Below are 12,680 nucleotides of genomic sequence, written 5' to 3'. Positions count from 1 at the left end.
TTCTCGACGCATGCGCAGGAGACTCGGAGAGAACACCCGCGCGATCCACTTACCCCCCGCGCCCGCCCCCCGCCAGCTTCCGATCGGGCTGCCCGTGTGGCGCAGCGCGTCCTGGAGCTTCGAGAACTCCGCCGAGTACGCCGACGTGCTGGGCGAGCGGGCGCCCGGCTTCGCCTACAGCAGGATCGACAACCCCACGGTCGCCGCGTTCGCCTCGGGCGTGGCCTCGCTGGAGGGCGCGGCGGCCCCCGAGGACGTCTCAGGCCAGGCGTTCGCCTCGGGCATGGCGGCCGTCAACGCCGTCCTGCTGGCCTTCTTACGCTCCGGGTCGCACGTCGTCGCGCCCGCGCCGGTGTACGGCGGCACGTACTCGCTGCTGACCAATGTGCTGTCGCGCTTCGGCGTGTCGGCGGACTTCGTCGACTACTCCGACCTGCGCCGCGTGCACGCCGCCGTGAAGCCCACCACCAAGATCATTTACGCGGAGACGCTGACCAACCCCACGATGGCCGTCGCCGACATCCGGGGCCTCTACCGCATCGCCCGGGACGCGGGCGCGCTGCTGGTGGTCGACTCGACGCTGGCCACGCCCGTGGTCTGCCGCCCCCTGGAGCACGGCGCCGACCTGGTGCTCCACTCCGCGACCAAATACCTCGGCGGCCACGACGACTGCACGGGCGGGGCCGTGGTGGGCCGTCCCGACCTGATCGGCAAGGTGCGCGAGGTCCGCATCGACACCGGGTCCACCCTGTCCCCGGACGACGCGTTCCTGCTGCGCCGCAGCCTGGAGACGCTGCCGCTGCGCGTGCGCCGCATGTGCGCGACCGCGATGGTCTTCGCCGCCGCCGTGGCCAAGCACCCGGCCGTCCGCCGCGTCGACTACCCCGGTCTGCCCTCCCACCCCGGCCATCAGCTCGCCCGCCAGCTCTTCGACGCGGGCCCCGAGGGCACCCGGTTCGGGGCGTCGGTGACCGTCACCCCGCACGGCGGCTACGAGGCGGGCGTCATGCTGGCGGACACCCTTCGGCTCGCGCGCATCGCGACCTCCATCGGCGGCACGCAGACCAAGGTGGCCCACGTCGCCTCCACCACACGCGGCCGGCTCGACGAGGCGGGGCTCACCGCCTCCGGGGTGGACGCGGGCGCCGTGCGCTTCTCCATCGGCCTGGAGGACGCCGAGGACCTGATCGCGGACGTCACCGACGCCCTTGACGCGCTGCGCTCGAACGCCGCCACCCGTACCTGACAAGCGGTGACGACAAGGGCGCAAGGTAGATTCGGGAATCATGAACCACCAGCATGAATCTCGGCCGCGCGTGCGCGTGGCGGTCGTCTTCGGCGGTCGCAACTCCGAGCACGCGGTCTCCCTCATGGGCGCCGGCAGTGTCCTCGACGCCATAGACCGGTCCAAGTACGACGTCGTGCCCATCGGCATCGCCCCGGACGGCCGGTGGGTGCTGGCCTCGGACGACCAGAGGTTCGCGATCGAGGGCGGCGAACTGCCCTCGGTCGACGACAGCGGCACGGCGCTCGCGCTGCCGTCGGGCACCGGGCAGCTCGTGACGCTCGACGCGGGGCGCATCCCCGGCTCGCTCGGCGAGGTCGACGTCGTCTTCCCGATGCTGCACGGCGCGTACGGCGAGGACGGCACCATCCAGGGCCTTCTGGAGATGGCCGGCGTGCGCTACGTCGGCTCGGGCGTGCTGGCCAGCGCGGTCGGCATGGACAAGGCGTACATGAAGACGCTCCTGGCCGCCGCCGGGCTCCCCGTCGGGCCGTACGTCGTGGTGCGCGACCGTGACTGGCGGCTCGACCGCGACCGCGTCCTCAAGGACGTGGAGGACCTCGGGTGGCCGGTGTTCGTCAAGCCGTCCCGCGCCGGGTCCAGCCAGGGCATCTCGCGGGCCGAGGACGCCGTGGAGCTGGAGCGGGCCATCGAGCACGCCCGCGAGCACGACCCGAAGGTGCTGGTGGAGGCCGCGATCGAGGGACGTGAGATCGAGTGCGCCGTGCTGGAGTCGCCGGGCGACGAGCCGCCCGCCGCGAGCCTGCCCGGCGAGGTCCTGGTGAACGAGAACCACGAGTTCTTCGATTTCTCGGCCAAGTACATCGGGTCGGACATGTCGCTCGCGGTGCCCGCCGACATCCCCGCGGCGGCGAGCGAGGAGCTGCGGCAGATGGCCGTACGGGCCTTCGAGGCGCTCGGCTGCGAGGGGCTGTCCCGGGTCGACTTCTTCTACACCCCGGACGGCCGGCTGATCGTGAACGAGATCAACACGATGCCCGGGTTCACGGCGATGTCGGTGGCGCCGCAGCTGTGGGCGGCCTCCGGCGTGTCGTACCCCGAGCTGGTCGACCGGCTGATCCGGCTGGCGCTCGACCGGCCCGCCGGCCTGCGGTGACGCTCAGGCGGGCGAGGCGCCGGCGGGCGGGAACGCCGTCTTGACCGGGGAGGCCAGGTCGAGCAGCACCGCCGCGGCCTGGTGCGCGCGGGAGATCGTCACCTCGACGTAGCCGCGGGGGGAGATCGCCGTGAACAGCGACGGCCTGACCGGGTCGGCGAACCACGGCACGCCGTTGATCTCGGGAACCTGCTGCATCGGGTCCATCGCGGCGGGCCGGGGAACGCCGCAGCGGAGCGCGATCTCCCCCGAGCCCCACACCGCGACGTACGGCGAGGCAGGCTCGGACGGGACGCGCTCCGCGCCGTCGAGAGTGGAGGGGAGGCTCTTCACCATGGCGGCGCAGGCCACCGCCGTCTCCCCCTGGGGAGCCGGAGGGTCGACCCGGACGGCTCCGCCGCATCCGGCCAGCAGCCCCGCCGACAGCAGAGCCAGGGCCGCGACGGCCCGTACCACGGTCACCCCCGGATGAAGTCGCTCAGATGTGGACGATCGGACAGGTAAGAGTACGCGTGATTCCCTCGACGGCCTGAATCTGGGCGACCACGAGCTTGCCGAGCTCGTCCACGTTGTTGGCCTCGGCGCGGACGATCACATCGTACGGGCCGGTGACGTCCTCCGCCTGGGTCACACCTTGGATCACCTTGATCGCCCCCGCGACCTCGGCGGCCTTGCCAACTTCTGTCTGGATAAGGATGTAAGCGTGCACCATCACGTCCTCCCGGCGGGGGCGAAGCTCGCTGCTGTCTATCGTGTCAATGCCGTATCTAGATCAGTGCCGACTCGCCACCGTACATGGAACACACCTGGAGGTGTGCTATCACAGTCGCAGATCTTGGTGAATTCGGGATCATTGCACGTATTATCGGACGCCTGCCTCAATTTCCGGCGGTATTGCTCGGTCCTGGCGACGACGCCGCGGTCCTTCGTGCTCCCGATGGACGGATAGTCGTGACGACGGATCTCCTACTCGAGGGTAGGCACTTCCGCCGCGATTGGTCCAGCCCGTACGACGTCGGCAGGAAGGCGGCGGCGCAGAACCTCGCCGACGTCGCCGCGATGGGCGCCGCCCCGACCGCCCTGGTCGTGGGCCTGGGCCTGCCCGGAGACCTGCCGACGGACTGGCTCGACGGGCTGACCGACGGGTTCAGGGACGAGTGCGCGCCCATCGGGGCGAGCGTCGCCGGGGGGGACATCGTCCGCTCCGAGCGGATCGTGCTCGGCGTGACCGCCCTCGGCGACCTGGGCGGACGCGCCCCCGTCACGCGGTCGGGCGCGCGTCCGGGGCAGGTTCTCGCCGTGGCGGGCCGGCTCGGGCGCGCGGCGGCGGGGCTCGCGCTGTTCCTCGCGGGCCGCGCCGGGACGTCCGCGCGGTTCGCCGAGCTGGAGGACGCGCACCGCCGTCCCAGCCCGCCGTACGCCTGCGGGCCCGCCGCCGCCGCGCTCGGCGCCACGGCGATGCTGGACGTCAGCGACGGGCTGCTCCAGGACGTCGGCCACATCGCGGAGGCGAGCGGCGTGCGCGTCGAGATCGACGCCCGCACCCTGTCCCCGGACGAGCCGCTGGCCGCCGCCGCGGCGGAGCTGGGGGAGGACCCGCTGCGGTGGATGCTCACGGGTGGCGAGGATCACGCGCTCGCGGCCGTCTTCCCTCCCGAGGTACGGCTTCCCGCGGAGTGGCAGGTGGTCGGGCGGATCACCGAAGGGGAAGGTGTGCAGGTCAGCGGCCATGAGGAGGCGTACGGAGGGTGGGACCACTTCCGGTCGTGAGGGGCCGCCGACCGGGTGGTCCGCGGCCTGTGTGACAGTCGATGAAGTGCATCAGTCTCGTGAAAATTGTGACAAAGACGTGTTAAAGGTGTTATGAAGTGGGGCGCTGTAATTTTTCGAGAAGGGCGCTTCATGGGACGCGGACGCCACACGCCCCGAGGCCGGGGGGCCGACGACGGTGACGGCTGGGACGAGCACGGCAACCCCGCATGGGACGACGAGCGCGGCACCCAGGAATGGCTGAACGACCCCGCCCTCTTCGCGGAGCCCGCTCCCGCCGCCGTGCCTCCCGAGGAACCCGCCGCGTCCACCTGGCCGCGCGCGTGGGAGCGCCCGTCCGCGGTCATGAGCGCCACGGGCCCACCGCCCCCACCCGCCGACCCCTTCCCCCACACGGGCCAGATGGCGGCCGTGGGCTCCCTCCCTGAGGCCGGGGATCCGTTCCCGCACACCGGTCAGATGACGGCTGTCGGGCCGTTCCCCGAGGCCAGGGGGACGCGGGCGGAGCCGTCCGCGGGGGAGACCGGCGCGTACCCGCACACGGGCGAGATCCTGCGGGTCGGCCGCGTCCCCGGTCCCGAGGCAGGGCGGCGCGCCCCCGAGCCCGGCGGCCGGCGGCGCGCCAGGCGGACGGACCGTCACACGGGGACCGGGCAACGAAAGGGACGCCGGGGACGCTCCATCGCCGTCATGTCCGCCGTCGCCGTCGCGATGGCCGTCACCGCCACCGTCATCGGCGTGAAGCTGTCGTCCACCCGGCTCGACATGACCACCACGGACTGTCCCGAGGGCCGGGCCTGCGCGTCCGTGGCCCAGGGCGTACCCTCGGCAGGCGCCGGGACCGATCTGGGAGATGGCCCCACGACCGACCCGTCCGTCACGGACCCCGCCTCGCCAGACACGGAGTCCCCGACCGGCTCGGCGGACCCGACGGCGCCCCAGGGCACGCGGCGTCGCGAACCCTCCACGCGCCCCACCCCGCAGCGCACCCGCGCGACCCCGACCCCCAGGCCCAGCACGGCGGACCGGAGCACCCCGGAGTCCGACCCCACCCCCAAGCAGCAGCAGAACGGAACCCCGGAGAACCCCCGGGCCACGCAGGACTCCGAGCCCCTGCGGACCTCCGAGCCGTCCATCACCGCGCAGCCCACGCAGCCCCAGCAGTCCCCCGAGGTGAGCCCGATGTCCGACGACGGCCGGCCGATCACGCCCGGCCGCGTCGCCGTCGACTTCGGCGTCGCCGACCTCAGCGACACCGGCTACACGGGCAGGCTCTCGGTCGTCAACACGGGCCCGGCGCTGGACGGGTGGACGCTGCGGGTGCCCGTCGGCGGGGTCGTCACCGCCGCGCGGGGAGCCATTTGGGAGCAGGACGGCGACACGCTGGTGCTGACCTCGGCCGATCCGCTCGGCGTGGACGAGTCCATCGTCATCTCGTTCACGGCCGACGGCGACGCCACCGTCCCCGGCACCTGCGGGCTCGCCGAGGGCAGGTGCCAGATCAGCGCGGACCCGGACGGCGCGGGGATCCGGGGGTAGTCCCGGGGCGTACGGCCGTCGCGCGCCTGGTTTGATGGACGGGTGACTCCTCCCCGTGTGCTGACGATCGCAGGGTCCGACTCCGGCGGAGGCGCGGGCATCCAGGCCGATCTGAAGACGATGCTCGCGCTCGGCGTGCACGGCATGAGCGTGATCGCCGCCGTGACCGCCCAGAACTCCGTCGGCGTCCAGGGCTACTGGGAGCTGCCGCCCGAGGCCGTGCGCGCCCAGCTCGACTCCGTGCTCGGCGATATCGGCGCCGAGGCCGTCAAGACCGGCATGCTGGCGTCCCCGCGGCTCGTCACGCTGGTCGCCGAGGTGCTGGCCGGGGTGAACGCGCCCGTCGTGGTGGACCCGGTGGGCGTCTCCAAACACGGCGACCCGCTGCTCGCCCCCGAGGCGGTGGACGTCGTGAAGACCCGCCTGCTGCCCGTCGCCACCGTCGTCACCCCCAACCTGTGGGAGGTCGAGCAGCTCACGTCGGTGAAGGTCGAGGACGAGGACGGCCTGCGCCCCGCGGCCGAGGCCATGCTGGAGCTCGGGCCCGCGTGGGTGCTGGTCAAGGGCGGCCACCTGCCCGGCCCGCCGGTCGACCTGCTCACCGACGGCACCCGCGAGTTCCGTTTCCGCGCCGAGCGGCACGACAACCGGCACACCCACGGCACCGGCTGCACACTGGCCTCGGCCATCGCCTCCCACCTCGCGCTCGGCGAGGACGTCCCGGGGGCCGTGGGCAAGGCCAAGCAGTACGTCACCGGGGCGATCGCGCACGGGTTCCCGCTGGGCGCGGGCATCGGGCCTGTCGACCACGCCTGGCGCTGGCGCTGACCCCGCCGCTCCCGCGGACGGCCGGCTCCTAGAGCAGGCGGGCGATCGGGTCGTCGGCGAGGCGGCGCAGCATCGTCGCGGTCCTGGCCGCCTGCGAAGCCTCCGCGTCGGCACGGGAGCCGGACTCCACGGCCTCGGCGAGCGCGTTCAGCTCGTGCGGCGGCAGCAGGGTGCGCGCCATGCTGTGCAGGCGCAGGCGGACCTTGCGGCCGCTGAGCGGATCCTCGGCCATGAGGTGGGGGACGCGCCGCCCGGTGGGGATGTTGCCCTCGCCGTGCGGGCTCCTGACGTACTCCGGCTCGGAGTCGATCCACACCCGGGACGTCGCGAGGTCCGCCCGGCGCGTGCCCAGCAGGCCCCGTACCTCCAGCACGGTGCCGTCGAGGACCGCCTGCCGCCGATACGTGCCGAGCACCATGGTCACCAGGCATCCGACGATCAGCACGGCGGCCACGGCGAACAGCCCCTTGATCGCCGTCGAGGGGAACCCGCTCACGTCGGGGTCGAACGGCGACGGCGCGAACCCGTCGGCGGCGAAGCCGGACTCGGTTCTTCTGAGAGCGAGGGCCGCGACGCCGGCGATGCCGCCGAGCACACCGAGGAAGAGCAGCCCGATGACCGACACGGTGACCTTCTGGCCTGTGGAGGCGTTCACGCTCAGGCGCATGGGCGGATTCAGCACGAGGGATTAGCTACCCATCGCGCCCCGCGCCACGCCCTGAATCGCGGCGGTGAACGACGACGGCCCGCCGCCTCACGCGAGGACGACGGGCCGAGCGGAAAGCCAGGGTCAGCGGGTGACCTTGCCGGCCTTGATGCAGGAGGTGCACACGTTCAGCCGCTTCGGCGTGCTGCCCACCATGGCGCGCACACGCTGGATGTTGGGGTTCCAGCGGCGGCGGGTGCGGCGGTGCGAGTGCGAGATGTTGTTGCCGAAGATCGGCCCCTTGCCGCAAACGTCGCAGACGGAAGCCACGGTCATCGCTCCTTAGATCAGTCGAGAGGCCCGAAACCGAGGTAGAAGCGGTGGTCGGGCACGCCGGGACAACCGGCTAGCTACACGAGGGTATCCGATGCCACCACCGGCACGCGAAACGAGGGAAGCGGCGAACGGGGATAATCTCGTACCACCAACCGTAGCGCATCATCGGCGGTCGCGCCGCCCGCGCCGCCCGACGAGAGCACGACGGGAGGTCCGCATCCGTCCGCATCCGTCTGCATGCGCCCGGTGCGCCGAGTAAAGGGAGCCGCAATGCCTTCGGAGCGCGTCCAGGAGCCCCTTCAGGTCCTCGGCGCCGAGGCCGTCCGCCGCTGGGCGCTGCTGTGCGCCGACGCCCTCGGCCGGGTGCGGGCCGAGATCGACGCGCTGAACGTGTTCCCCGTCCCCGACGGCGACACCGGGACGAACCTCCACCTGACGATGCTCTCCGCCGCCGAGGCCGTGGACGGCCTGCCCGCGGGCGCCGACGCCGAGCACACCTGGCGCACCCTCGCCCACGGAGCCCTGCTCGGCGCCAGGGGCAACTCCGGAGTGATCGTCAGCCAGGCGCTGCGCGGCATGTCCGATGTACTCGGCGGCGCGGCCGGAACTGGCCGTGACCTGCGCAAAGGTCTCGCGCGGGCCGCCGAGACCGCGCGCGACGCCGTCGCCAGGCCCGTCGAGGGCACGATCCTCAGCGTGCTCAGCGCGGTGGCGGGGGCCGTCGAAGAGGCGTCCGACCAGCTCGCCGACGTGGCCGGGAAGGCCGCCACCGCCGCCCGCGCCGCGCTCGGACGCACCACCGCGCAGCTCGACGTCCTCGCCCGCAACGGCGTCGTGGACGCGGGCGCCGCCGGGCTGACCGTGATCGTCGAGGCGCTGGCGTCGGTGATCACCGATTCGTACGCGGGCCGGTACGAGGTGCCCGCCCCCGCAGCCAGGCCGGAGCCGGTCGCCGTGCAGGGGCCGTCCTACGAGGTGATGTACCTGCTGGAGGCCGGAGACGCCGCCGTGTCCGAGCTGCGCGCCGAACTCGACGCCCTCGGAGACTCCCTCGTGGTCGTCGGCGGAGACGGCCTGTGGAACGTGCACGTCCACGTGGACGATGCCGGGGCCGCCGTCGAGGCGGGCCTGCGCGCCGGGCGGCCGTACCGCGTCAAGGTGACCTACCTCGACGCCCCCGCGCGGCCCCACCGCGCCGGGCACGGCAGGGGAGTGGTCGCCGTGGCGGCCGGGGACGGCATCGCCCGGCTCTTCCAGGAGGCCGGGGCCGTGGTCGTGCGCCGCGAACCCGGGTCAAGCCCGCCGCTCGCCCCGGTGCTGGAGGCCATCCGGCGGGCCGGGACCGAGGTCGTGGTGCTGCCCAACGACACCGGGGTCAACGCCGTCGCGCGGGCCGCGGCCGAGATCGCCCGCGAGGACGGGGCCGTCGTCAGCGTCCTGCCCACCAAGGCCACCGTCCAGGGGCTGGCCGCGCTCGCCGTCCACGACCCGCTGCGCCGCTTCGACGACGACTTGGTGGCGATGACCGACGCCGCCGGGCACACCCGCCACGGGCACGTCTGGGTCGCCGACCGCGCCGCCATGACCAGCGCCGGCGTGTGCCGCCCCGGGGATGTGGTCGGCGTGATCGACGGCGACGTCGCCCTGATCGGCGACGCCCTGGAGGACGTCGCCGTGCGGATCACCTCCGGCATGCTCTCCTCCGGCAGCGAGCTGGTCACCCTGATCACCGGCGTGGACGGCGGTGACGCGCTCGCCCGGGCCGTCCAGGCCCACCTGGACACCGCGCGTCCTGACGTGGAGGTCGCCGTCCACGAGGGCGGTCAGGGCGGCTATCCGCTGCTCATCGGAGTCGAGTGACCGGCCGGCTCGTGCGGCGCGGGCCACGTGCGGGCGAACGGCCCTTCTTGTCGGCCCGGAGCGGTAGAACTGGTTGACGTGACGCGTTTCGACGAGCCGCTCATCAAGGCGCTTGACCCCAAGACGGCCAAGCCCCTCGAAAGCTCGCTCAACATCACCACGGTCGGCGATCTGCTGCGCCACTACCCCCGGCGGTACGCCGAGCGGGGCGAGCTCACCACGCTCGACGCCCTGGAGGTCGACGAGCACGTCACCGTGGTGGGCGAGGTCTCCCGGCTGATGCGCAAGCCCATGCGCAACCGCTCCGGCACGTGGCTGGAGGTCGAGGTCGTCGACGGCCGGCGCAACAAGATCTACCTGTCGTTCTTCGGCAGGGTCTCGCACGTCGTCGAGGGCAGGCTCCAGCCGGGCACGCGCGCGATGTTCTCCGGAAAGGTCGGGCGCTTCGGTCGCGGTGACACCGGCAAGTGGCAGCTCAACCACCCCGAGTTCGAGCCCTTCGAGGAGACCGAGGCCTCGGCCGCCGAGTTCGCCGCCGCGCCCGTCCCCATCTACCCGGCGGCGGGCGGCATCTCGTCCTGGGTGATCCGCCGCGCGATCGGCGTCGTGCTCGATACGCTCGGCCCCCTGCCCGACCCGCTGCCCGACGAGGTCCGCGTCCGACATCGCCTGGCCGGCCTCGCCGAGGCGCTCGAAGCCGTCCACCGGCCCCGCGACCAGCAGGACGTGTCGCGGGCACGCAAGCGGCTGAAGTTCGACGAGGCGTTCACCCTGCAGGCCGTTCTGGCCCGGCGGCGGCAGGCGGCGGCCGCGTGGCCCGCCACTCCGAGGCCCCGCCGCGACGACGGGCTGCTCGCCGACTTCGACGGGCGGCTCCCGTTCAAGCTCACCGACGGCCAGGTCGAGGTCGGCGACCAGATCGCCGCCGAACTCGCGCGCGACCATCCCATGCACCGCCTGCTCCAGGGGGAGGTGGGCGCGGGCAAGACCGTCGTGGCCCTGCGCGCGATGCTCCAGGTCGTGGACGCCGGCGGGCAGGCGGTGCTGCTCGCCCCCACCGAGGTGCTCGCCCAGCAGCACCACCGGTCGATCATCCGCATGCTGGGCGACCTCGGCACCGGTGGCGTCTTCGGCGGCACGGCCGTCACCCTGCTCACCGGCTCGATGGGCGCGGCCGGGCGGCGCGCGGCGCTGCTCGACGCCGCCTCCGGGGCGGCCGGCGTCATCGTCGGCACCCACGCCCTGCTCCAGGAGCACGTCCAGTTCGCCGACCTGGGCCTGGTCGTCGTCGACGAGCAGCACCGCTTCGGCGTCGAGCAGCGTGACGCGCTGCGCGAGAAGGCCGGGGGCGGGCGTCCCCACGTGCTGGTCATGACGGCCACGCCGATCCCGCGCACGGTGGCCATGACGGTGTTCGGCGACTTGGAGGTCTCGACCCTGAGCCAGCTCCCCTCGGGGCGCGCGCCGATCACCACCCACGTCGTGCCCGCCGCCGACAAGCCCCACTACCTCGACCGCACGTGGGCCCGCATCCGCGAGGAGGTCGGCCTCGGGCGGCAGGCGTACATCGTGTGCCCCCGCATCGGCGACCTGGAAGGCGACGAGGGCGACCTCGACGGCGACTTCGGCGGCGACGCGCGCGGGGGCGACGAGCGCCGGCCGCCCCTCGCGGTCATGGAGGTCGCTCCGATGCTCGCGGGCGGCCCGCTGTCCGGGCTCCGCGTCGAGGCCCTGCACGGGCGGCTGGCCCCCGAGGAGAAGGACGCGATCATGCGCGCGTTCACGCGGGGCGAGATCGACGTGCTGGTGGCCACCACCGTGATCGAGGTCGGCGTCGACGTCCCGAACTCCTCGGTGATGGTGATCATGGACGCCGACCGGTTCGGCGTCTCCCAGCTCCACCAGCTCCGCGGCCGCGTGGGCCGGGGCGGGCTGCCCGGCCTGTGCCTGCTCGTCACCGACTTCCCCCCGGACACCCCTGCCCGCGGCCGGCTCGACGCGGTGGCCGCCACCCTGGACGGCTTCGAGCTCTCCCGCGTCGACCTGGAACAGCGCCGCGAGGGCGACGTGCTGGGCGCCGCCCAGTCCGGCCGCCGATCGTCCCTCAAGATGCTCCAGCTCCTGCGCGACGAAGAGATCATCAGATCCGCCCGCGAGGAAGCCACCGCCCTCCTGGCCGCCGACCCCACCCTCGAAGCCCACGAACCCCTCAAAACCGAACTCGACCGCCTCCTGTCGGACACCCGCTCCGACTACCTCGAAAAAACCTGACCCCCTCCTCGCCTCATCTGGAACAGGCGCGGGCCAACCCGGAGCCGGCCGTCCTGTCGGCGCTGATCCACGGCGGCGACACCACCGGCGAGAAGATCTTCACGGCGCTGCTCAAAGGACTCGGTCCTTGCAAGCCACCAGAGGAAAACGATGAGGACGACGAGCTCCTCCGTACAGAAGCGACTACGCCCGTGGCTACTTCAACATGTTCGTGGGTTGCGGGGGGCGGGGCGCGGTGGTGGGATTCGGTCAGCGTCGCGGTGCACCCGGCCAAGAGACCGTCGTGGGCATGGAGGCGCCGGATCATGGGATGACCATGAGTACATCTATCGGACCGGATGGTTCTTCCGCCGCGCTTGGTGATCATTCGGATGCCCGGGTCACCGCGTTCGGGCGGCAGTTGATCGAGGTACATGGCTGGCTACGCGAGGAACTGGCCAGGGTGCGGGCCGAGGTCGGGGCGTTTCTCGACGGGGCTGGCCGGACTCCGGCGGGTTCGGACGGCCATGGTGGAAGTTCAGCGGGCCCGGACGGGTACGGCCGGAATCCGAATGGCTTCGCCGCGCGAGGGGGGAGTTCGCCCGGTGCGCGGGAGTTGCGGGCGCACTGTTCGGCGTTCTGCTCGGCGGTTACGCGGCATCACACCGGTGAGGACGGCGGGGCGTTCGTCGTGCTCGCCGAGCGGTTCCCTGAGCTGCGTCCGACGTTGGAGCTGCTGAAGCAGGACCATCGCATGGTCGAGGACATCCTGCGAAGGCTGCAGGAGCTGCTCGACGGGCTGGGGGCCGGAGGCGGTGCGGATCCGGCGGCCGAGGCGCGGCGGGTGCTGGGGGAGCTGGACGGCCTGGCGGCCATCCTGGAGTCGCACTTCGTCTACGAGGAAAGACGCATCGTGGACGCCCTGAACGCTCTCAGAGTCCCCTCCTGGGACGCTTCGACGCCCGCGTTTCTCAGGCGGGAACCCGTACCTCCGCCGGCTTGATCGACTCATCGGCCACAGGTTCGGCTCGCGATCGGCTTCGCGGTCG

At 72.8% G+C, this 12,680-nt stretch carries 12 protein-coding genes; 8 read left to right on the top strand and 4 right to left on the bottom strand.

Translation table 11 applies throughout. The features are described 5' to 3' along the window. The first annotated feature begins 10 nt into the window (after window positions 1–10). On the top strand, window positions 11–1,246 hold the full coding sequence (locus DQ384_RS06725; protein WP_114027810.1) for a trans-sulfuration enzyme family protein: 1,236 nt from the start codon (window positions 11–13) through the stop codon (window positions 1,244–1,246). Window positions 1,247–1,286: 40 nt separating this feature from the next. Beyond that, the gene (locus tag DQ384_RS06720) at window positions 1,287–2,402 is read left to right on the top strand and encodes a D-alanine--D-alanine ligase family protein (protein ID WP_114027809.1); all 1,116 of its coding nucleotides are present in this window, start codon (window positions 1,287–1,289) and stop codon (window positions 2,400–2,402) included. A gap of 3 nt (window positions 2,403–2,405) precedes the next feature. Here the strand turns inward: DQ384_RS06720 and DQ384_RS06715 are convergent, their stop codons facing one another. Together DQ384_RS06715 and DQ384_RS06710 are read right to left on the bottom strand one after the other, a co-directional pair. Next, entirely contained in the window at window positions 2,406–2,864 is a 459-nt protein-coding gene (locus DQ384_RS06715; RefSeq protein ID WP_114027808.1) for a DUF3515 family protein, read from the bottom strand. Between the two features lie 16 nt (window positions 2,865–2,880). Continuing rightward, complete coding sequence (locus DQ384_RS06710; protein ID WP_114028029.1) at window positions 2,881–3,114, bottom strand: Lrp/AsnC ligand binding domain-containing protein; 234 nt, start codon at window positions 3,112–3,114, stop codon at window positions 2,881–2,883. Window positions 3,115–3,197: 83 nt separating this feature from the next. Here DQ384_RS06710 and DQ384_RS06705 point away from each other — a divergent pair, with 83 nt between their 5' ends. The 3 genes from DQ384_RS06705 to thiD all read left to right on the top strand — a co-directional run bounded on the left by DQ384_RS06705 (window position 3,198) and on the right by thiD (window position 6,539). Beyond that, complete coding sequence (locus DQ384_RS06705; RefSeq protein WP_114027807.1) at window positions 3,198–4,172, top strand: thiamine-phosphate kinase; 975 nt, start codon at window positions 3,198–3,200, stop codon at window positions 4,170–4,172. 132 nt (window positions 4,173–4,304) lie between these two features. Beyond that, entirely contained in the window at window positions 4,305–5,711 is a 1,407-nt protein-coding gene (locus DQ384_RS06700) for a hypothetical protein (RefSeq protein WP_114027806.1), read from the top strand. A 57-nt stretch (window positions 5,712–5,768) separates the two neighbouring features. After that, window positions 5,769–6,539 (top strand): bifunctional hydroxymethylpyrimidine kinase/phosphomethylpyrimidine kinase, encoded by a 771-nt coding sequence (gene thiD / locus DQ384_RS06695; protein ID WP_181871068.1) that lies wholly within the window; start codon window positions 5,769–5,771, stop codon window positions 6,537–6,539. A 28-nt stretch (window positions 6,540–6,567) separates the two neighbouring features. Here thiD and DQ384_RS06690 read toward each other — a convergent pair whose 3' ends face one another. After that, window positions 6,568–7,221, bottom strand: coding sequence for a hypothetical protein (locus DQ384_RS06690; protein ID WP_147268675.1), 654 nt, complete (start codon window positions 7,219–7,221; stop codon window positions 6,568–6,570). 108 nt (window positions 7,222–7,329) lie between these two features. Beyond that, window positions 7,330–7,515: a 50S ribosomal protein L28 gene (gene rpmB / locus DQ384_RS06685; protein ID WP_114028028.1), complete on the bottom strand. Its 186-nt coding sequence runs from the start codon at window positions 7,513–7,515 to the stop codon at window positions 7,330–7,332. Window positions 7,516–7,791: 276 nt separating this feature from the next. Here rpmB and DQ384_RS06680 point away from each other — a divergent pair, with 276 nt between their 5' ends. The 3 genes from DQ384_RS06680 to DQ384_RS06670 all read left to right on the top strand — a co-directional run bounded on the left by DQ384_RS06680 (window position 7,792) and on the right by DQ384_RS06670 (window position 12,634). After that, window positions 7,792–9,381 carry a DAK2 domain-containing protein gene (locus tag DQ384_RS06680; RefSeq protein WP_114027803.1) on the top strand — a complete coding sequence of 530 codons (1,590 nt, stop codon included), beginning with the start codon at window positions 7,792–7,794 and terminating at the stop codon, window positions 9,379–9,381. Window positions 9,382–9,459: 78 nt separating this feature from the next. Beyond that, complete coding sequence (recG, locus tag DQ384_RS06675; RefSeq protein ID WP_114027802.1) at window positions 9,460–11,652, top strand: ATP-dependent DNA helicase RecG; 2,193 nt, start codon at window positions 9,460–9,462, stop codon at window positions 11,650–11,652. Window positions 11,653–11,941: 289 nt separating this feature from the next. Further along, a complete protein-coding gene (locus tag DQ384_RS06670) occupies window positions 11,942–12,634 on the top strand; it encodes a hemerythrin domain-containing protein (RefSeq protein WP_220182806.1) in 693 nt (230 codons plus the stop codon). The last annotated feature ends 46 nt before the right edge of the window (window positions 12,635–12,680 follow it).

Origin of the sequence: Sphaerisporangium album (genome assembly GCF_003323745.1) — a bacterium.
Taxonomy (GTDB): domain Bacteria; phylum Actinomycetota; class Actinomycetes; order Streptosporangiales; family Streptosporangiaceae; genus Sphaerisporangium; species Sphaerisporangium album.
The sequence above is the reverse complement of the archived record's forward strand: the minus strand, read 5'-3'. Positions and strand labels throughout refer to the sequence as shown.

What these genes read in the sequence shown, in the direction of transcription:
- DQ384_RS06725 (WP_114027810.1), top strand. Translation starts at nt 11, where the DNA reads ATGCGCAGGAGACTCGGAGAGAACACCCGCGCGATCCACTTACCCCCC.
- DQ384_RS06720 (WP_114027809.1), top strand. Translation starts at nt 1,287, where the DNA reads ATGAACCACCAGCATGAATCTCGGCCGCGCGTGCGCGTGGCGGTCGTC.
- DQ384_RS06710 (WP_114028029.1), bottom strand. Translation starts at nt 3,114, where the DNA reads ATGGTGCACGCTTACATCCTTATCCAGACAGAAGTTGGCAAGGCCGCC.
- DQ384_RS06705 (WP_114027807.1), top strand. Translation starts at nt 3,198, where the DNA reads ATGGAACACACCTGGAGGTGTGCTATCACAGTCGCAGATCTTGGTGAA.
- DQ384_RS06700 (WP_114027806.1), top strand. Translation starts at nt 4,305, where the DNA reads ATGGGACGCGGACGCCACACGCCCCGAGGCCGGGGGGCCGACGACGGT.
- DQ384_RS06680 (WP_114027803.1), top strand. Translation starts at nt 7,792, where the DNA reads ATGCCTTCGGAGCGCGTCCAGGAGCCCCTTCAGGTCCTCGGCGCCGAG.
- DQ384_RS06670 (WP_220182806.1), top strand. Translation starts at nt 11,942, where the DNA reads ATGGAGGCGCCGGATCATGGGATGACCATGAGTACATCTATCGGACCG.